The following is a 20,707-nucleotide window of genomic DNA, read 5'->3' as shown; positions in this document are numbered from 1 at the left end:
GGAGCGCGCGACGCCATGTTATGGAAAAGGCGATTCAGCCTACTCTCTTCATTCCCATCACCCGTGCTCGTGCGCGCGGATCACTGTCAAACAGAGCGGCCAGTTGCTCGGTCATGGCTCCGGCCAGTTGCTCGACATCCGTGATGGTCACGGCGCGGTCGTAATACCGGGTCACGTCATGGCCGATGCCGATGGCAAGCAATTCCACCATCTTGCGCTTTTCGACCATCCCGATCACATCGCGCAGGTGCTTTTCCAGATAGTTTGCTGGGTTCACGCTGAGCGTTGAATCATCGACCGGCGCCCCGTCCGAGATTACCATCAAAATCTTACGCTGCTCGCGCCTTGCCGTCATCCGGCGATGCGCCCATTCCAGCGCCTCGCCGTCGATATTTTCCTTCAGCAGACCTTCTTTCATCATCAGCCCCAGATTGGGCCGGGCGCGTCGCCACGGGGCATCTGCGCCTTTGTAGATGATATGGCGCAGATCGTTCAGACGACCGGGCTGCTGTGGGCGGCCATCGTTCAGCCAGGCCTCGCGCGCCAACCCGCCTTTCCACGCTCGCGTGGTAAAGCCCAGAATCTCGACCTTGACGTTGCAGCGTTCCAGCGTGCGTGCCAGAACATCCGCGCAGATCGCCGCGATCGAAATAGGTCGCCCGCGCATCGAGCCCGAATTATCCAACAGCAGCGTCACCACCGTATCGCGGAACTCAGTGTCCTTCTCGACCTTAAAGCTCAGCGGTGTGGTTGGGCTTGCAACAACACGCGCCAGACGGCCCGCGTCCAGAATGCCTTCTTCGCGGTCGAATTCCCAGCTGCGGTTCTGTTGCGCCTGCAACCGGCGCTGCAATTTGTTGGCCAAACGGCTGACGGCGCCTTTCAGCGGTTCTAGCTGTTGATCCAGATAGGCCCGAAGGCGTTCCAGCTCAGCGGGCTCCGCCAGATCCTCGGCGGCGATCTCTTCGTCATGGGTGCTCAGGTAGACCTTATAGTCGGGATCAGCATCGGATGCAGGCGGAGGGGCAGGCGGCTCCAACGGGGCCTCGCCCTCGGGCATCTCGGCCTCTTCTCCCATTTCATCCTCGGCCATCTCATCCATGGAGACTTGGGCCTGAGACTGATCCTGCTGTTCTTCCTGTGACTGCTCAGGCGTCGCATCCGCGTCCTGTTCGTCCTGATCATCCTGACCAGTGCTGTCGGGGTCGGGCTGTTCTTCGGCGTCGTCTTCGGCCTGATCTTCCTGATCTTCGTCCAGCTCATCCGGGTCATCGCCCAGCTGATCGCCATAGCCCAGATCCTTGATCATCTGGCGTGCAAACTTGGCGAATTCGGCCTGGTCCGAAAGCACCTCGTCAAGGTTCTCCAGTACGCCCCCTGCCTGATCTTCGATAAACCCGCGCCACAGGTTCATGACATTGTCAGCCGCAGGCGGCAGGTCGCGACCAGTGGCCAGGTGCCGGATCAGATAGCCGGCGGCCACCGAAAGAGGCGCGTCAGCTGGCTGTTTGCACTGATCATACCCACGCCGGATCGCTTCGTGCCCGATCTTGACGTCGATGTTGGACGCAGTGCCTGGCATGTCCCGCGCACCCATCGCTTCGCACCGGGCAACCTCCATCGCCTCATACAGATCGCGGGCCATGTCACCCGGAGGCGCATAGCGATTATGAGTAGCATCATCGTGATAGCGTCGCTGCAAAGCCAAAGCATCCGCGGTCCCGCGCGCCAACAGAACCTCTTCCCGCGTCATGCGCCGCGAGACCTGAGGCAACCGCATCGACTCACCCGACAGGCCCGACGGGTCGACCGTATAGCTCACCGTAAGTTCCGGATCGTCGGCCATCACTTTGGTGGCTTCGGCCAGAGCTTTCTTGAACGGATCAGCGGGGTTGTCTTTGGGTTTGCTCATCGGTGGCAGGTCCGGTCTTGTTCTACTTGGGCAACCTAGAGCCAATCATAGGTCTTGACCATAGGGTCGGCCTTGTTTTCCGGGTAATCAGCGGCACGCCCGAATTGCAAAAACGCCGGACTTGTAGAAAAGGGGCAACGCCCGGCTTCTGCGTGGCCTGTGATTCTAACTGGGGGTGACTTTTCCATCAGTACAATGCAAAACGAACGGTACACGAACGCGTGATATAGTTATTTGTTTGGGACGGTTTTATGGGACTCTGAAGACAAATTCGAAAATTGTTCGGGATCAAAAGGCAGACCATAGATTTACAGCCCTCGGGCTGGCTAGCCGAGAATGTTTTCTGTCAGTCACCCTCAACGCCGCTGAGTGAGATAGTTCACGTTTTCGATCCCAAATACAAAGATCCTGACCCAATCAACCTAGTGCATATCGTCAATTTCTTTTCTGTCGACGGAGCGATGAATGATGTCCAGCGCGCTACGTTGGATAGCATGGTGACTGCCTAATCAGATCCGTTGGCTGGTGAAGGTGAAACAACTTTGGTGTAGGTTCCGGTGCATGGGGACGAAGATCTGATTCAGGCCCATTACGGCCTGCAAGTTGCGACAAAACTGAAACGCACGGTTCTGGATGTCGGAACGTTTCGAATTCCTCGGCCTTTGCCACTTTTGTTTGATGTTCTGGAAAAGGGTGCATCCGTTGCGAAACCCGGAGATTTTGTAATCTACACTAATGCAGATATTTGTCTTCAGCCCTATTTTTATGGCGCGGTACGTCAGCTTATTGCGGGTGGTTTCGATGCCATCACGATCAATTGTCGGACATTTGGCGATGCGCATGGGTTTTCCCATGACCCCCTGTCTATGGGTGAGGTCGGTATGCAGCATCCGGGTTTCGACTGCTTTATTTTTTCCAAAGAAGTTTTCGATCAATTTGTCCGCACAGATTCCTGCCTCGGGATGTCTGGGGTCATACAGCCAATGCTATTCAATCTCGCTGCGCACTCGAAACGAATGCTGATGCTCAAGAATGTCGGTCTGACGTTTCATTTCGGCGATGATCGGCCGTGGAAAACCCAGGACTTTGATGATTATGCCATGCATAACTTCACAGAGGCGGCAGATAGTTTAACCAAATTGGCGGAAGACGTCAGTAAACGCGGTCATCTTCGCGAATTCTGTGACAATCACATTGGAATCTGGAAACTTGACGACGATGGATTGTTGGCTCCAGATGCGGCTCAAGAAGTTGCACAGGCACATTTGGCCAATAATGCATAAAGGCTAACTTTCGTAGCATTTGATGATGTGGCCCTACCAGAGCTTCCGAAAGCCTGTGCCACGCACAAGCCCCCGGCAATTCCGTATAATTTGTTATCCCAAGCTGGTGCTTGCAGCGCTTTCCGGGAGTTCCTCGTCAAAACACCGCTGATAGAACTCGGCCACTGTCTGGCGCTCCAGCTCGTCGCATTTGTTCAGAAAGGATAGGCGGAAAGCATAGCCGACATTGCGGAAAATCTCGGCGTTTTGGGCCCAGTTGATTACCGTTCGGGGGCTCATCACGGTCGAAAGATCACCGTTCATGAACGCAGTCCGAGTCAGATCGGCAACGGTGACCATCTGAGCGACGATCTTGCGGCCCTCGGCAGTGTTGTAATGCGGCGCTTTGGACAGAACGATCATCGTTTCTGCGTCATGGCTAAGGTAGTTCAGCGTCGCGACCAGAGACCAACGGTCCATCTGGGCTTGGTTGATCTGTTGTGTGCCGTGATACAGGCCGGTCGTGTCACCCAGGCCAACAGTATTGGCGGTGGCAAACAGGCGGAAATACTTGTGCGGGGTCAGAATCTCGTTCTGGTCCAGCAGGGTCAGGCTGCCATTGGTTTCCAGAACGCGCTGGATCACAAACATCACGTCTGCGCGCCCGGCATCGTATTCGTCAAAGACGATCGCAACAGGGTTACGCAGAGCCCAGGGCAGAATTCCTTCGTGGAAATCCGTGACCTGCTTGCCGTCGCGCAGTTTGATCGCGTCCTTGCCGATCAGGTCGATCCGGCTGATATGGCTGTCGAGGTTCACACGCACAGCCGGCCAATTCAGGCGTGCGGCAACCTGTTCGATATGGGTCGATTTACCGGTGCCGTGATAACCCTGAATCATCACGCGGCGGTTATGGGTAAACCCTGCGAGGATTGCCAGCGTCGTATCTGGGTCGAACTTATATGTCGGGTCGATCTCGGGAACCCGTTCTGTCTGTTCGTAAAAGCGTTTGACCTGCATGTCAGAATCGATGCCGAACACATCTCGGACCGAAATCTCTTCTGTTGGTTTTGCGTTTGCGTCAATCGGCCAATCCATGCCTGTCGTCCTTATCCTGATACCGCGGCCCCCGCGCGGGCTTCTGAACCCGTGTGTGGTGCAACATATTGCGGGTAAGGGCAAGGGGAAGCGGCGAGGCTAAAAGACTGAGGCGCAGTTTCATTCGTATTGACGCGCTCGGCATACCGCCTCCGTTCGTTTCAGATAAAGGCACAGTGCCCAATCGGATTACACATAAGGAGATGGTCTTGGTGAAATTGCACTTTTACATCAGGCGATATTGTTGGCCAGCAGGCAACAATATGCGTTCAAATATGAAAATATCACTTAGTTTGGGGGTAACTGTGTTTTAGACTGAACATATTGGTGAGTTTTGATGGGTTCCGAGTGAGGTAGTTTATGAGAAGCTTGGTTAAGGCTGCTTTTAGTTCTGTACTTTCCGTGGTCATTTGTTGGCGCATTCGGTCGTCAGCATCCTGGGCCTGACCAATGGCTTTTGATGCCCTTCTCCATACTGTCAACAGCACTGGCCGCGGAGACCTGATCGTTCAGGGCACGACCGTTCCTGCCATTATCTCTGGCTCTACGATCTCGTTCGATGGTGGGGCAACGTTCCAGACCTACACATATCTTGGCCAAGGCAATTACCGTGGCACAGGGGAATCTGGCGAGTTCATTCGGGTGGGCGGCCAGGTTTATGCCTGGGACACGGCGAACCCGACGGGCCCGATGACATTGGGGAACTGGAAGATCACGACCTCGGATCTTGATCCAACAGACCCGCCCTGTTTTGTTTCCGGGACTTTGATTGATACCGACAACGGACCGGTCCCGGTCGAGAAATTGGTTGTTGGCGACAGGGTGCTCGTCTCGAATGGCGGGGCACTGCCTATTGTCTGGATCGGCAAAAGGGCTCTTAGCACTATGGCTTTGCACAGCAGGCCAAAGTTCAGACCTGTCTGCATCCGGAGAAATGCCCTGGGCAAAGGGGTGCCGGATCAGGATTTGTACGTGTCGCCTCAGCATCGGATAGTGCTGGAAGGCTGGCGGGCCGAGTTATTGTTTGGCGAAGCAAAGGTTTTTTCGGCTGCCATCCATTTGGTCAATGGCGATACGGTCTATCAAGTGTCGCCCGATAAGCCGGTAGAATATTTTCACATTGCCTGCGAACGGCACGAGATTTTGACATCCAATGGCGTGCGCAGCGAAAGCCTGTTTCTGGGCGACAGGGCGCTGCAATCCTTTCACCGCGAAGACGTCGACGAATTGCGCGCGCTATTCCCTGAACTGTGTGCTGAGGCGTCGGTTCCTCGAACGCGGTTACGTTGCTTGAAACGCCCCGAAGTGCTGGCGCTGCAGGGTATGGCCAGCAATTAAAACGCCTATTTAAAGTTCCGGCTGTCTTTGATCTGGTCCCAGGCCCAGACAACTTCTTGCAGTTGCTCTTCCTGCGAGCGGTCGCCGCCGTTCATATCGGGGTGCAACACCTTGATCAGCTTTTTATAGGTCTTTCGGATTTCGGCCTTGGACCAGCTGTCATTGGCTTCCAGAATCTCGATAGCGCGACGTTCGGTCGGGGGCAGGCGGCGGCCGCCTCCGCCTGTAGTGCGCCCTTTGTTCTGGGTACTGTTCGCGCCCAGCACCTGGTGCGGGTCTTCGATTCCCAAACGGGCCCAGGCACGTGCCTCGGGATCGCCCATGGGTTTGGTTTCACGCTCCCAGACTTTGTCCTTAGACTGTTGAGCATTCATTTCGGCCTCGGTCGTGCCGTCGAAGAAATTCCATTTCTGGTTATACTCGCGCACATGCTGCTGGCAGAACCAGAAGAAATCATCCAAAACATCCGGTGCTTTCGGGGCCCGAAATTTACCAGGCTCTTCACAGCCCTCATGGTCACAGATTCGCACCGAAGTTTCAGACGCGCCAGACATACCACGCCGTCCACGCGGGTTTTTTTTCTTCGCGCTGGAGACGGACATATCGAATCCAAATGGGTCTGATTTCGTCATGCTATGATCCTTAAGAACGCATCTTCTCGACTCGGAGGCAGCAGTTTAGTCTAAGCAGCCGAAAGTAGAAGAGGGGGGCGGTAATATTTTTGCCGCTGAGCGTAAAAATGACCGTGACCGAAGAAATGCGAAGCCGCCTGCAATCGGCGTTTGATCCACATGAGCTTGAAATTGTTGACGACAGCGAAAGCCACCGCGGGCATGCCGGATTCCAAGAAGGTGGTGAAAGCCATTTCAACATCCGAATCCGCGCGGCTGCATTCGAGGGGCAATCTCGCGTTGCCCGCCACCGCGCAGTGCACAAGGCGCTTGGAGATATCGTGCCGCGGATCCATGCTCTGGCATTGGATATCGGTGTTTAGGCAGGCTTTTGTAACGCGGCCCGGAACGGTCGCACCCCTGCAGCGAAGACAATTCGCGGGTTTTGCCGTGATCGTTCAGAGATTGGCACAGGGTCGCGGGTTGGATAGGTGAAAGCCGGCCGGTAATTTTTCGGCGTTTTGGTGATTTCGACCGGTTTCTTGCACTGATTGCAACAAATCAGGAAATTCAGCCTGAATGTGAAAACATTCCATGCATAACAGTTGCTCGAACGCGGGCCCTAATCTACCCTCCATTGACGGGATGTTTTTCAGGTATTTGGTTTTGAGAGTTCTTTTTGTGCAGGCTGGATTTGGGCCTGGGGGGGCAGAGAAAGTAATCGCCATGGTTTCAGGGCATTTTGCCCGGCGCGGTTGTGCTGTTCACGTTACCGGTTTTCAGATGCCGACCGATGGTCCCTATTTCCCGATGCATCTCGATGTTGAACTCAGCGTTGCAGAAAAGGCAACGGGACAGGCGTCACGTATTACGCATATCCGCTCTGTCATAAAGAAATTTCGACCGGACGTTGTAATCTCATTCCTGACCAAGGTGAATGTTCAGACTCTTCTGGCAAGCGTTGGAACCGGGATTCCCGTTATCATTTCTGAACGCAATAATCCGCTGCGACAGGACGCACATCCCCTTTGGGCACCGCTTCAGGGGATTGCGGGGATAAAGGCAGCAAAGGTTGTCGGGCTGACACATCGCGGATTGGCGGATCTTCCCTTCACTTTGCGCAAGAAGGGGATGGTTATTCCGAACCCGATCCTCCCCTTTGAGCGAGTTGAAACCTCTGGCACGAGGCAGGGTGTGCAACTGGTCGCGGTTGGCCGCCTCGTTCGGCAAAAGGGGTTCGACATGTTGCTGCAGGCGCTGCAGCGCATTCATTCCCAAGCTCCAGATACTAGGCTGATTATCTATGGTGAGGGCAGCGAGCGGGAAAATCTGCAGAAACTGCGCGATGATCTGGGGCTACAGTCGGTTGCTCGGCTGCCCGGCAATACGATCCAGGTCGGGGAATGGGCGCAGCGCGCAGACATTCTGGTAGCGACCTCGCGGTTCGAAGGGTTTCACAATGTCGTCGCTGAGGCGGCGGTCAGCGGGATACCGGTCGTGTCTTTCGATTGCGATTACGGTCCGTCAGAGTTTATTCAAAACGGACGGAACGGATATCTGGTTCCCGTCAACGATGTCAGTGGTTTGGAACAGGCAGTGCTGAAGCTGATCCATGAACCCGACCTCAGGGCACAGATGTCCAAGGTGTCACCTACGCTAAAGGCCGATCTGTCCCCGGATCAGGTCTTTGCCCAATGGGACACGCTAATTCGCGACGTCACGAGCTGAGATTCAAAACGCTACTCCTGACAGCTGTTTTTGACAGACCCGGTTAGGGCAATCAGGTTTTTTGACCTTCAGTCTCTGCAGTTTCGTCTTCCGGTTTTTCTGTTTCAGCACCTTTCAGCGACAAAGGCGGCTCTTTGGCCTGTTCCGCAATGGGGGCCGGGGCCTGAACGGTATCGGGACCAGGAACAGGTTGAGCAAGAGCAACGCCATCCTTTGTTTCGGTCGGGCCAGGTGTCGGGGCAACAGGCACATCAATTTCACGGCGGAATATCAGCACATTGCGCCAGTTCACGGTGCTGCCGGTCAGGCCGGAGCGTTCCTCGCTGGGCAACAACTCGGCGCGTTGATATTCCCAGCCATCCTGCCCCATCTGGTTTAGCACCTGTTCAATAGAAGCAGCGAAACGTCCCTCGGCTGACTTTTCACCCTTGGTCTTGGCAGACTTTTGGGGGGAAGGGACAACTTTGTATTCGTAGCGGGGCATCGGAATTCCTACCTGTAAGTTCCGGGTAATCTAGCAGGTTGATCACAATGGGAAAGTCATCATAGCGCAGCGGGCGAATTCCGGCACATCTGCTGGTGCGGGCCTGGTGCCACAAATGACAAGCGGCGGGACTTTGCGCAAAGGCTAAAGTCCCGCCGCCGAAATCAGTAAAACCGAAAGATCTACGATCCCAGTTTCTTGGCAATCAGCTCGTTAACGGCCTTGGGATTGGCCTTGCCGCCAGTCGCCTTCATTACCTGACCAACGAACCAGCCGGCCAGTTTCGGGTTTACCTTGGCCTTCTCGACCTGTGCCGGATTGGCGGCGATGATCTCGTCCAAAGCGGCCTCGATCGCGCCCGTGTCCGTCACCTGCTTCATGCCGCGGTCTTCGACGATCTGCGCCGGATCTCCGCCTTCGGTATAGACGATTTCGAACAAGTCCTTGGCGATCTTGCCCGAGATCGCGTCCGAGGAAATCAGGTCGATGATGCCGCCAAGCTGTGCAGGTGAAACCGGCGAGTCGGTGATCTCGTGATCTTCCTTTTTCAGGCGGCCAAACAGTTCGTTAATGACCCAGTTTGCAGCCAGTTTGCCATTGCGACCCTGCGCGACCTCTTCGAAATAGGCAGCCGATTCAACATCAGCAGTCAGCACCGATGCGTCATAGTCCGTCAGTCCGAACGTGCTGATAAAACGCGCTTTTTTATCGTCAGGCAGCTCGGGAAGGTTGGCGGCGATGTCGTCAACCCAGGCCTGCTCGATCTCTAGCGGCAGCAGGTCAGGGTCAGGGAAGTAGCGATAGTCATGCGCTTCTTCCTTGGACCGCATCGAACGCGTCTCGCCCTTGTCCGGGTCATACAGGCGGGTTTCCTGATCGACCTTGCCACCACCTTCGACGATGGCGATCTGGCGACGGGCCTCGACCTCAATGGCTTGCTGGATGAAGCGCATCGAGTTCATGTTCTTGATCTCACAACGGGTGCCCAGATGCGAGAAATCCTGTGTTTCCTGATACTTTTCATAGGCCCCCGGCAAACAGATCGAGACGTTCACGTCTGCCCGCAAATTGCCGTTCTGCATGTTGCCATCACAGGTGCCCAGATAGCGCAGGATCTGACGCAACTTGGCGATATAGGCGGCGGCCTCTTCCGGGCCGCGAATGTCGGGGCGGCTGACGATCTCCATCAGGCAAACACCGGTTCGGTTCAGGTCGACGAAGGACATATGCGGGTCCATGTCGTGGATCGACTTACCCGCGTCCTGTTCCATGTGGATGCGTTCGATCCGCACCATGCGCGCGGTGCCGTCGCCCATCTCGACCAAAACTTCACCTTCGCCGACAATAGGCTGATAAAGCTGGGAAATCTGATAACCCTGCGGAAGGTCGGGGTAGAAATAATTCTTGCGGTCAAAAGCCGATTTCAGGTTGATATCGGCTTTCAGGCCCAATCCAGTACGCACGGCCTGTTCGACGCAATATTCGTTGATCACCGGCAGCATCCCCGGCATTGCCGCGTCCACAAAGGCCACGTTCGAGTTCGGCTCGGCCCCGAATTGGGTCGACGCGCCAGAGAACAGCTTGGCATTGGACGAGACCTGCGCATGCACCTCCATCCCGATTACCAGTTCCCAATCGTGCTTGGCCCCGGCAATGGTTTTGGGCTTAGGCATTTCGTATGTCAGGTCGAGCATGGCGCGCCTCATTTCCGCAGAAGTCTAAGCCTGCGTATTAGGCCCGGCGCGCCAAAGGGGCAAGGGGGAATCAGTGTCCGGACAGGTGCAACCCTGTCGGAGTAAAGGTCACATCCATGCCGCTGCGCAGTTCCTCGCGAAACAGGTCGCCGATTGCCCGCAACGCATCGCGGTGCCCGCGGGCTGCAAACCGTTCGGGCGAGTTGATGCGGACCGAGTTATTGAACCCTTGTGCCGCATGGGCCCAGATCAGCGGATGCAGTTCGGTCAGGTGATCACGGATCAGCCAGTTGGCCGCGTCGTGGATCTGAGCGCGCACCGCGTCGGCCTTTTCATTCCCCCCAAGGCCGTTCTGGATGGTTATCGCACAATAGGCAGCTAGCATATTGACCATCTGCTGGTCGGGGCGGTTGCGCAGTATATCGTGCAAACCCTGCAGGAAATATTCGATATCCAGTCGTGCGCAGGCTTCGTCGTCCAGGGCGATGGCATCAAACTGGACCCACGTGTAGCCACCGGCGCCCCAAAGGTCATGAGTCCGGGCTGCATTGCGCAGGGCCTGAACCTCAAGCTCTTCATAGCTGCCGAACCAGCGTGGCAGCAAATGGGTGCCCATTGCACGCATATGGCGTTGGTTATGCGGGTCCAGCGTAATCAACTGTTCATACTGATCAGCCACGCGCAGATTGGACTTGCGCTGACCTGCCAGCAGAGCACAGCCAACAGCCGCAACCAGCGCATTGTTGGGCGCGGCTTCGCGGCATTTTGGCAGGATATCGGCCGCGCGGTCGAAATGGGCGGTGCAGCGAGACCGGTGCAAGGGGGGAAGAACTGCGTTTGTCGCAGTGCCGCGCCACGCCCAGGCCAGGTCAATATGCGCCATAGCCACAACAAGGGCGATCATCGGATCATCCTCATGCGCCCGCATTTCATCCTCAAGCTCAGAAATTCCGCCAAGAAGATCATAGTCTGACAATGCCCGATAATCGGACAGAGCGTGTTCGACCGCCAGCACCACATCGGACCGAGCGCCGAATGCCAGCAAATCCGCGATTGGCATCCCATCGGGCGCAGTTTCGCGCGCGTCATCGGCGGCACGCATCTTTGCAGAAAGGTCTGCCCACCGATCCTGGCGGGCCAGATCGCGGCCAAGTTCGATGACGTCCTGACCGATCAGTTCATCGGCCGAGACATTTGCGACGGGGATATTTACCGAACCCTGATCTGGCAGAGCAGCGGCCAGCACTGCATCGGCGGCGTCGAAATCTGACGCAATTTTCAAGGATGGATGTGGAACGCGGGCCTTTTGGGCCATCAGAAACCGGAACATGCTTACACTCGAAACAAAAAAAATCGTAACCTAGCTTTAGAGACTGGCCTCTATTTGGCTCAAATTCAAGCTACAAGCGTCTTATTGTCGCTTTGTTCCGGTCAATGTGCCCTGAGGCTCGGGATCGTTTCAAAATGGGCCGAAATGATGCCGTTCAACCTTTAGACCAGCCTCTTTCAGGCGGGACTCGAGTTCCTTATGCGGAGGGGTCGACTCATCGGGCAGGCGAATCCGCTTTTCCGAGGTCAGCACCAGCGACATGCGCACCGAGAAATCCCAGCGTGTATCCAGACGCACATGGTCGATTTCGCTCAATCTTACGCCAGCCTCGCGCCGCCCCGAGAACCACCGCAGCCCATCCTGATCCAGCCGGAGCCCCGAACGGGTGTTTTGTGCAAAGTCCCATAATGCGGGCAGGGTGAACAGGGCCAGCAGGCCAATCAGCCACCAGACGGCATCAAAGGCGATGACCAACACAGCCAGCGCGGAATAGACCGACAGCAGAATGGCGATGACCTGCGGTGACCTGTTATGCCGTGTATAGGAATAGGGGGTCATGCGTTCAGGATGCGCGTCACCATTTCGGTCGTGTCCCGTGAAAGGTCTGGCGTTTCGGCGATGCGGGTCAGCTGGGTGCGGATAAGGGCCTGGCGATCTGCGTCATAGCGCTTCCACGTCTGGAATGCCGAACACATCCGCGCCGTGGTCTGCGGATTGACCGGATCCAGTTTGATCAGCCAGTCCGCCAGCAGAGAATAACCAGCTCCATCAGCACGGTGGAAACCGGCGTGATTCGTCGCCAACGCCCCCAGAACAGCCCGGAAACGGTTCGGGTTCCTCCAGTTGAAATCCGGGTGCCCGGTCAGGTGGCTTACGATATCTGCTGTCTCTGCCGGGGCTGACATCGCCACCTGCAGGCCGAACCATTTGTCCATCACCAGCCGGTCATCTTGCCACCGGTCATAAAACGCGTTCAGTTCCTGTTCCCCTTTGCCCGCACGCAACAAGCAGGACAAAGCCGAAAGCTGAAGGGTCATGTTATCGGCGCGCTGATAATCCTCGGCCGCTTTTGCACCCCCGTCCAGCCGTGAGGTCAACGCCAATGCGGCCCCACCCAGAGCCCGCTGGCCGGCTTGTTCTGCGTCCGGGCTAAAGGCGGCTTCGATGCTGGTTTCGCTGTGCAGGCGGGGCAGCAGATCCTGAACGTGCTGGGCCGTTACCTGCCGCAGCGTTTCAACAGCGGTCCAAATGGCCATCGGGTCGGGCGTGACACCCTGTTCATGCATCATCGCAGCAAGTTCAGATTGGGAGGGCAACCCCAGCATCAAGGCACGATAAGACGGGTCAAGATCGCTGTCGCGCAATACGGCGAGGATGCCATCGAGATAATCCGTTTCCGGTGCCGCATCCGTCAAGATCATCTTGATCAGCGTGTCTTCGGCTAAAGATCGCCCTGCTTGCCAGCGGTTGAACGGGTCGCTGTCATGAGCCAGCAAAAAAGCTCGCTCAGCGCTGCTCTGGTCATGTTCCAGAATCACGGGGGCCGAGAAATCGCGCAGGATTGAGGCCGTGGGTTTGGGCGGATTGGCACCGGACACGCGTTCCGCTCCTTCGCAACCCTGCAAGCGCCAGCCTTCTGCTGTGTATTCGAAAGCAAAGCTCTGGGTTTCCTGCGTGAACTCCAGAATGGTTGTGGGCATGGTTTCATCCCCGTTCGCGCCGATCAGCCCGACCGCAACGGGGATAACCTGCGGCAGTTTTTCTGACTGTCCGGGGGTCGGGTCGGTGCGCTGTCTCAGCGTCAAGGTGTAGATGCCATCAGTCCATTCTTCGGTCACCGATACGCGCGGGGTGCCAGATTGGCTGTACCAGCGTTTGAACTGGGTCAGGTCGCGACCTGTGGTGTCTTCAAACACCTTGATCCAGTCCTCGATGGTGCAGGCCTGACCATCATGCCGATCAAAATACAGCTCCAGCGCCTGTGCATAGGCCTCGTCACCTACCAGACGTTTCAGCATTCCGATCACCTCGGCGCCTTTTTCGTAGACCGTCGCGGTGTAGAAGTTGTTGATCTCCTGAAAGCTCTCTGGCCTTACCGGATGTGAAAGCGGGCCGTTATCCTCGGCGAACTGGCGCGCCCGCAGGTCTATGGCATCGTGGATGCGCTTCACCGGGGCTGAACGCATGTCCGAGGTGAATTGCGCATCGCGGAACACGGTCAGACCCTCTTTCAGGCACAGCTGAAACCAGTCGCGGCAAGTGATGCGGTTGCCGGTCCAGTTGTGGAAATACTCATGCGCAATGATCGCCTCGATCCGTTCGAAATTCATATCGGTGGATGTCTCAGGGCTGGCCAGCACGGCGGACGAGTTGAAAATGTTCAGACCCTTGTTTTCCATCGCCCCCATGTTGAAATCATCGACGGCGACGATGTTAAAGACATCCAAGTCGTATTCGCGGCCATAGACGTCCTCGTCCCATTTCATCGACTTCTTCAGCGCCTCCATACCGAAGGCGCATTTTCCCTCATCACCGGGGCGCACCCACAGGTTCAGTTCAACCTCGCGGCCCGATTTGGTTGTGAACTGACCGGGATGTGTAATCAGGTCGCCTGCGACAAGGGCGAACAGATAGGCGGGTTTGGGCCAGGGGTCATTCCATTCGGCCCAGCCATCCCCCTTGCCGGTCGGGTTGCCGTTCGAGAGCAGAACCGGCAACGCGCCATTAATGCGTACGGTGAAGATCGACATCACGTCGGGTCGGTCGGGATAGAAGGTGATCTTGCGAAACCCCTCGGCCTCGCATTGGGTGCAATACATGCCGTTCGACATGTAGAGCCCCTCAAGCGCAGTGTTGTTGCCTGGGTCGATTTCGACTTCGGCTTCCCAGACAAATGCCGCGTCGGGGACAACCGCTGTCAGGCCGGTCTCTGTAACGTCTGGAGTGATCTCAACCCCGTCAACAGTAGCACGGATCAGTTTCAGTTGCTCACCATGCAGGAAAAACTGACGGTCTGAGGCATCAGGATTGGGCCGGAAGGTGATGCGCGAAGTCACTCGGGTCGCATTTGGGGCCAGATCAAAGGTCAGATGTACGCTGTCCACCAGATAACCAAACGGTGTGTAGTCTTTCAGATAGATCGTCGTGGGGGCTGCGTCGCGCATCGGTGGCCTCGAATGGGTTGGTATCAGGCGCGACGTTATGGGTTGCTGCGATGGGCTGCAAGCGGTGCAAGTAAGCTTGCTCAATAGGCGATAAGTATCTGTCGATGTCGAAGTGGCCTGACGACCAAAGACCCAAACTGACCAAGACATGTTGCCTATCGGAAATATCCGCCCTAATTGGGGCCTGTATACAACGGCGTACATACGAGGGAATGTGGCATGAGCAGCAGACAGGTGCGGAGCGGACTCAAGGTCGACGGGATTCTGACCGAATTCATAGAAGGGCATGCTCTGTCTGGAACAGGCGTTGCGGCTGACACCTTCTGGAACGGGCTTGCGCAGATGGTTCACGAGTTGGGCCCAAAGAACCGTACACTTTTGGCAAAGCGGGCCGATATCCAGGGGCGCGTCGATGCCTGGCATCTGGAAAACAATGGCCAGCCGCATAATGCTGCCGCCTATCAGGATTTCCTGCGCGAGATCGGTTATTTGGTGGCTGAAGGCAGGGATTTTCAGATCGAAACTGACAATGTGGATCCCGAGATCGCGTTGATTCCCGGTCCTCAGCTGGTGGTTCCTATTACCAATGCGCGTTTTGCACTGAACGCTGCGAATGCGCGCTGGGGCAGCTTGTATGACGCGCTTTATGGCACCGACGCGATGGGCGATCTTCCCGTCGGTGGTGGTTATGATGATGCGCGCGGAGCACGCGTGATTGCTTGGGCCAAAGCGTTTCTGGACGATGCCGCCCCGCTGGCCAGCGGATCATGGGCTGAAATGTTAGAACTGCGCGTTGAAAATGGGGTTCTGGTGCCCGCGCTGGCAGATGCAGCGCAGTTTGTGGGTTTTGGCGGTGCCGCTGAAAACCCGGACTTTGTTCTGCTGAAGAACAACGGTTTGCATGTCAAAGTCGTGATTGACGCTTCCAGCACCATTGGCGCCACCGACCCGGCCGGTATTGCTGACGTGCATCTTGAATCGGCGCTGTCGACGATCATGGACTGCGAAGATTCAGTCGCCTGTGTGGATGCCGAGGACAAGGTGGTTGCCTATGGCAACTGGCTGGGCCTGATGAAGGGTGATCTGACCGAAGAGGTCAGCAAAGGCGGCACGACTTTTACACGCAAACTGTCCGATGACCTGACCTTTACCGCGGCGGACGGTGGCGCTGGTGTTCTTAAGGGCCGGTCGCTGATGCTGGTCCGCAATGTGGGGCACCTGATGACCAACCCCGCCGTTTTGGATGCCGAAGGGCGCGAGATCGGCGAAGGTCTGATGGACGCGCTGTGCACCACTCTGATTGCGATGCACGACCTGCAGCGCGATGGCGGCAACTCGGTCACTGGTTCAGTCTACGTGGTAAAGCCCAAGATGCACGGACCTGAAGAGGTAGCCTTTGCCGTCGAAATTTTCGATATGGTTGAAGACATCCTTGGCCTGCCGCGGAATACCGTTAAGCTCGGTATTATGGATGAAGAGCGCCGCACCTCGGCGAACCTCAAGGAATGTATCCGCGCCGCCAAATCGCGCGTGGCCTTCATCAACACCGGCTTTCTGGACCGGACCGGGGATGAGATCCACACCTCGATGGAGGCAGGACCAATGCTGCCCAAGGGCGACATCAAGAACACGCCGTGGATTGCGTCTTATGAAGATCGCAATGTTGATATCGGTCTGGCATGTGACTTGAAGGGCAAGGCACAGATTGGCAAAGGCATGTGGGCGATGCCAGACCGTATGGGTGACATGCTGGACGCCAAGATCGGTCACCCGAAATCGGGTGCAACTTGCGCCTGGGTGCCGTCGCCGACTGCCGCGACACTGCACGCAACACATTATCATAAGGTCAACGTCCTAGAGCGCCAGGACGAATTGGCTGCCGGTGGCGCACGTGGTACGCTGGATGATCTGCTGACCGTGCCTTTGCTGGGCGGCCGCAACCTCAGCGAAGATGAGATTGCGCGTGAGATCGAAAACAACGCGCAAGGCATCCTGGGCTATGTGGTTCGCTGGGTCGATCAAGGTGTTGGCTGTTCGAAAGTGCCGGACATCAATGATGTTGGCCTGATGGAAGACCGTGCCACCTGCCGGATTTCGTCTCAGGCCTTGGCCAACTGGCTGCATCATGGCACTGTGGATGAGGCGCAAGTCATGGCCGCGATGCGGAAAATGGCCGTAGTGGTCGATCGGCAGAATGATAACGATCCGGCGTATCGCCCAATGGCTCCCGGTTTCGACGGCATCGCCTTCCAGGCGGCCTGTGATCTGGTTTTCAAAGGCCGTGTTCAGCCCTCGGGTTATACTGAACCTGTCTTGCACGCCCGCCGTCTGGAGATGAAAGCCAGCCTTTAACCCAACAGAAATGACTGGATCGAATATGGTAATTTCTTTGCGCAAAGCCCGTACCCTTATCCGCAAAGCCCTTGAAAAAGGGCGCGAGTTGGGGCTGAAACCCCTCTCGGTCATCGTTCTTGATGCTGGTGGCCACGTCATCGCGTTTGAGCGTGAAGACGGTGCTGCCCCTGGTCGTTTTGCGATTGCGCAGGGCAAGGCCTACGGCTCGGTCATGCTGGGGATGGCGGGCACAGCCCAGATGCAACGCGCCGAGGCGCAGGCCTATTTCATGGCCGCCGTAAACGGTGTTTATGGCGGTCAGGTCGTGCCGGTTCCGGGCGGTGTCCTGCTGCGTGACCGAAAAGGTGCCGTAATTGGCGCAGTCGGTGTGACCGGCGACACGTCGGATAACGACGCCATCGCTGCCATGGCCGGGATCGAAGCGGCCGGGTTGACTGGCGAAGTTTGACCTTTGGTGAACTCGGAGAGCCGGCAAAAGCTCTCCGATCTTTACGAGGCACAAGCGGCGCGCAAAGCGAACAGGGCCTATTCGGCGGTGGTCCGATCAGGCCCCTTGTTGTGCAGGGGTGAACAGAGACTTGCGCTGACACACAGGCTATGTGCTATTGCGCGCCTGTGACCCTGTCGATACCTTTCCCGGAACGTGCGGAAAGAACTAGGAAAGAATAATGGCTCGACCTGTCGTCGGTATCATCGGCAATTCATATTTGATGAACGATCAATATCCGACTCATGCCGGCGGCACGATGAACTCGGATGCGGTGGCCAATGTCTCGGGTTGCTTGCCGATGCTGATCCCTGCCGACCCGCGGTATGTCTGTGTTGAGGAACTGTTGCAAGTCTGTGATGGCTTCCTGCTGACAGGAGGACGCCCCAATGTACATCCCGAGGAATATGGCGAACCCGCAACCGAAGCACACGGTGATTTCGACCGGGCTCGCGATGCGATCACGTTACCTTTGGTGCGGGCCTGTGTCGAAAGGGGGCAGCCCTTTTTCGGTATCTGCCGCGGCTTTCAAGAAGTTAACGTGGCCATGGGCGGAACACTTTATCCAGAAATCCGGAATTTGCCGGGGCGAATGAACCACCGGATGCCACCCGACGGCACGTTGGAAGAAAAATTTGCCCTGCGCCATGTGGTCAACCTGACCGAGGGGGGCGTGTTTCATCGGTTGATGGGCGCTGCCGAGGTGATGACCAACACGCTGCACGGGCAGGGGATCAAAACGGTTGGACATCGCATTGTGATTGACGGCGCTGCACCAGACGGCACGCCCGAGGCGATTTATGTGCAGGACGCGCCCGGTTTCACCCTGTCGGTGCAATGGCACCCGGAATGGGACGCGGTCAATGACCCTGTCTCGCGGCCGCTTTTTGAGGCGTTTGGCGATGCGGCACGCGACTGGTCCGCAGGAGTGCGATCGGGATTGGTTAAACAAACCGCCTGAGTCCCTGCGCCGGCCCTGATTGAAGGGACCGGCGCTTTGCTATCAAACCAGCAGATTGAATTGATTGATCAACGGCAAGCTGCGTGCGCGCTTGCCGGAAAGGTCGAACAGGGCGTTGCCAAGTGCTGGCATCGACGGAGGCGTGCCCGGTTCACCCACACCACCCAGATGGCGATTGGTTTCCAGAATGCGGACCTCGGTCACCGGGGCATTATGCATCCGCAGCGCGTCATAGTCGGGGAAGTTAAATTGCTCGACCTCACCGTCGGCGAAGGTGATCTCACCCATCACGGCTGCTGACAGGCCATAGATCATGCCACCGAACATCTGCGCTTCGACCGTTCCCGGATCCAAAGCAAGACCCACATCGCAGGCAATCCACGCCTTTGCGATGCGAATGGTGCCGTCCTCATCGACCACCTCGATCACCTGCGCTACCGGGGTGCCAAAGCTGTAGGTCATTGCTACGCCACGACCAACACCGGCAGGCGTTTCACCCGTCCAACCTGACATTTCCTTGACGGCTTGCAGGACACCTGCCGACGGCGCGTGCTCGGTTTGGGCCAGCTCAAGACGGAACTCCAGCGGGTCGCGACCGGCGGCCAGGGCTAGCTCGTCCATGAATGTCTCGTGGAAGAACCCGTTATGGCTATTGCCGACCGAACGCCAGAACCCGACAGGTACATCCAGATCGGCGATGTGGCCGCTGACGCGATAGTTGGGCACGGCATAGGGCTGGTTAAAAAGACCTTCGACCAGGACCTTGTCGGGGCCAGCGCCGGGCAGGCCCGATATGCGTTCCACAGCCTGTTGCGTGCAGGATTGCGATGCAACCTTCGCGTCGATCAGAACCGCCTTGCCGTCTTTGACCGCGCCGCGCATCCGCGCCAGCGCGCCGGGGCGGTAGAAATCGTGGCGCATGTCCTCCTCGCGGCTCCAGGTGGTCTGGACCGGAGTGTTGGGCATGGCCATGGCGACCTTGGTTGCGATTTCGATGAAATCCAGCTCTCCACGACGACCAAATCCGCCCCCAAGATAGGTGGTGTGAATCTCGACCGCTTCTTTATCCAGATTCGCCGTGTTTGCGGCGCGGGTCAGAAGGAATGTCGGCGCCTGGTTGCCACACCACAACTCGAGCTTGGAACCAGTGAACAGCGCGGTGGCGTTCATCGGTTCCATCGTGGAATGCGCCAGATAGGGCACCTGATATTCAGCGGTAATTTCGGTGGCCCCTTCGGGCAAGGTTTCAACATCGCCATCGTCACGCATGGTCGAATTTGGCGAGTCGTCAAACGCCTCGGCAATTTTTGCGAATATACCGTCAGTACCCGGCGGGTATGGGGCGTCGGCCCAATCGACGTCTATTACCTCAACCGCTTGAATGGCCAGCCAGGTGTTATTGGCAATAACGGCCACGCCGTTGCCCAGATCGACCACCTTTTCCACGCCGGGCATGGATTCCGCGGTGCTGGCGTCAAAGCCGTTCATCGCACCGCCCAGTTTCGGGTTCATCCGAACCGAGGCGAATTTCAGACCCTCGGGGCGCACGTCAATGCCGAACTCGGCCGTGCCCGTGGATTTGCCGACCACATCGACACGCGGCAGGTTCTGTCCCAGCAAACGCCAGTCTGAGGGATCGCGCAGCTCGACCTGCATGGGTTCGATCTGCCCGGCGGCCTCAGCCAGTTCGGTATAGGGAATGCGCGTCCCGTCCGGCGCGATCACGGCGCCGTTTTCGGTCTTCAACTGGTCACGCTCCACGCCCAGACGATCAGCCGCTGCTTGTTTCAGCGTTTCCCGGGCTGTTGCCCCGGCTTCGCGCATGCGTTCGAACCCATCGCGCATCGAGGTCGAGCCGCCTGTGACCTGCAGACTGACAACCTTGCCCAGAACGCCCAGCGACTGTGCCAGATTGTGCTGGAAATTCGAGATGTCATATCCCTTGTTCGGCAGGCTCTCACCCAAAATGGCCGAGTTGTAATAGGCGGCTGCCGCAGGCCCGTGAAGGACCCGGATATCGTCCAATTCGACGTCCAGTTCTTCGGCAATCAGGGCTGCCCAAGTGGTCATTACGCCCTGTCCCATCTCGGCACGTGGCGCGAACAGGGTTACGCCCTGCTGATCAATCAGGATGAACGGGCTAAGCGCGGTTTCCCCATCGCCAGGCTTCAGCGGGTTAGCTGCCGGGCGGCTGACATAATAGGCGCCAAACGCGACGCCGCCAACAATGGCGGCTGAGCCGATGAGAAACGTGCGGCGAAGAATTTTTCCTACGGAGGCCAT

The 20,707-nt window shown here is 57.1% G+C and carries 16 protein-coding genes; 7 read left to right on the top strand and 9 right to left on the bottom strand.

Going from position 1 to position 20,707, the window contains the following annotated elements; all coding sequences use genetic code 11:
* Window positions 1-34: 34 nt before the first annotated feature.
* Window positions 35-1,912, bottom strand: a complete 1,878-nt coding sequence (cobT, locus tag AC2FJW_RS12150) for a cobaltochelatase subunit CobT (RefSeq protein ID WP_142634986.1) — start codon at window positions 1,910-1,912, stop codon at window positions 35-37.
* A 671-nt stretch (window positions 1,913-2,583) separates the two neighbouring features.
* On the opposite strand from cobT, the gene AC2FJW_RS12145 reads away from it, so the two are divergent.
* Window positions 2,584-3,195, top strand: a complete 612-nt coding sequence (locus AC2FJW_RS12145; RefSeq protein WP_496750191.1) for a hypothetical protein — start codon at window positions 2,584-2,586, stop codon at window positions 3,193-3,195.
* 93 nt (window positions 3,196-3,288) lie between these two features.
* Here AC2FJW_RS12145 and cobS read toward each other — a convergent pair whose 3' ends face one another.
* Window positions 3,289-4,272, bottom strand: coding sequence for a cobaltochelatase subunit CobS (cobS, locus tag AC2FJW_RS12140; RefSeq protein WP_496690879.1), 984 nt, complete (start codon window positions 4,270-4,272; stop codon window positions 3,289-3,291).
* Between the two features lie 450 nt (window positions 4,273-4,722).
* Between cobS and AC2FJW_RS12135 the strand changes: the two genes are divergently transcribed.
* Entirely contained in the window at window positions 4,723-5,610 is an 888-nt protein-coding gene (locus AC2FJW_RS12135) for a Hint domain-containing protein (protein WP_496750190.1), read from the top strand.
* Window positions 5,611-5,615: 5 nt separating this feature from the next.
* Here AC2FJW_RS12135 and AC2FJW_RS12130 read toward each other — a convergent pair whose 3' ends face one another.
* Complete coding sequence (locus AC2FJW_RS12130; protein ID WP_496689725.1) at window positions 5,616-6,242, bottom strand: J domain-containing protein; 627 nt, start codon at window positions 6,240-6,242, stop codon at window positions 5,616-5,618.
* Window positions 6,243-6,349: 107 nt separating this feature from the next.
* Here AC2FJW_RS12130 and AC2FJW_RS12125 point away from each other — a divergent pair, with 107 nt between their 5' ends.
* Entirely contained in the window at window positions 6,350-6,604 is a 255-nt protein-coding gene (locus AC2FJW_RS12125; protein ID WP_142634975.1) for a BolA family protein, read from the top strand.
* A gap of 211 nt (window positions 6,605-6,815) precedes the next feature.
* Window positions 6,816-7,949: a glycosyltransferase family 4 protein gene (locus AC2FJW_RS12120; protein ID WP_496750189.1), complete on the top strand. Its 1,134-nt coding sequence runs from the start codon at window positions 6,816-6,818 to the stop codon at window positions 7,947-7,949.
* A gap of 52 nt (window positions 7,950-8,001) precedes the next feature.
* On the opposite strand, the gene AC2FJW_RS12115 is transcribed toward AC2FJW_RS12120, so the two are convergent.
* From AC2FJW_RS12115 to pepN, 5 genes are all read right to left on the bottom strand, one after another.
* Complete coding sequence (locus AC2FJW_RS12115) at window positions 8,002-8,433, bottom strand: DUF4177 domain-containing protein (RefSeq protein WP_496701695.1); 432 nt, start codon at window positions 8,431-8,433, stop codon at window positions 8,002-8,004.
* Window positions 8,434-8,615: 182 nt separating this feature from the next.
* Entirely contained in the window at window positions 8,616-10,127 is a 1,512-nt protein-coding gene (gene gatB / locus AC2FJW_RS12110) for an Asp-tRNA(Asn)/Glu-tRNA(Gln) amidotransferase subunit GatB (RefSeq protein WP_271950243.1), read from the bottom strand.
* Between the two features lie 70 nt (window positions 10,128-10,197).
* Window positions 10,198-11,457 (bottom strand): hypothetical protein, encoded by a 1,260-nt coding sequence (locus AC2FJW_RS12105; protein ID WP_142634967.1) that lies wholly within the window; start codon window positions 11,455-11,457, stop codon window positions 10,198-10,200.
* A gap of 129 nt (window positions 11,458-11,586) precedes the next feature.
* Window positions 11,587-12,015, bottom strand: a complete 429-nt coding sequence (locus tag AC2FJW_RS12100; RefSeq protein ID WP_496690875.1) for a hypothetical protein — start codon at window positions 12,013-12,015, stop codon at window positions 11,587-11,589.
* Window positions 12,012-14,621: an aminopeptidase N gene (gene pepN / locus AC2FJW_RS12095; protein ID WP_496750188.1), complete on the bottom strand. Its 2,610-nt coding sequence runs from the start codon at window positions 14,619-14,621 to the stop codon at window positions 12,012-12,014. Before pepN ends, AC2FJW_RS12100 begins: the two co-directional genes overlap by 4 nt.
* Before the next feature lie 219 nt (window positions 14,622-14,840).
* Between pepN and AC2FJW_RS12090 the strand changes: the two genes are divergently transcribed.
* From AC2FJW_RS12090 to AC2FJW_RS12080, 3 genes are all read left to right on the top strand, one after another.
* Window positions 14,841-16,973 carry a malate synthase G gene (locus AC2FJW_RS12090; protein WP_496750187.1) on the top strand — a complete coding sequence of 711 codons (2,133 nt, stop codon included), beginning with the start codon at window positions 14,841-14,843 and terminating at the stop codon, window positions 16,971-16,973.
* A 25-nt stretch (window positions 16,974-16,998) separates the two neighbouring features.
* Entirely contained in the window at window positions 16,999-17,424 is a 426-nt protein-coding gene (locus AC2FJW_RS12085; RefSeq protein WP_271950308.1) for a GlcG/HbpS family heme-binding protein, read from the top strand.
* 220 nt (window positions 17,425-17,644) lie between these two features.
* Window positions 17,645-18,424, top strand: coding sequence for a gamma-glutamyl-gamma-aminobutyrate hydrolase family protein (locus AC2FJW_RS12080; protein WP_496694845.1), 780 nt, complete (start codon window positions 17,645-17,647; stop codon window positions 18,422-18,424).
* Window positions 18,425-18,466: 42 nt separating this feature from the next.
* Here the strand turns inward: AC2FJW_RS12080 and AC2FJW_RS12075 are convergent, their stop codons facing one another.
* Window positions 18,467-20,707 carry a xanthine dehydrogenase family protein molybdopterin-binding subunit gene (locus tag AC2FJW_RS12075; RefSeq protein ID WP_496750186.1) on the bottom strand — a complete coding sequence of 747 codons (2,241 nt, stop codon included), beginning with the start codon at window positions 20,705-20,707 and terminating at the stop codon, window positions 18,467-18,469.

Source organism: Ruegeria sp. CDSA020 (assembly GCF_059612345.1).
Note: the sequence above shows the minus strand (reverse complement) of the source record. Positions and strands in the feature narration are given on the sequence as shown.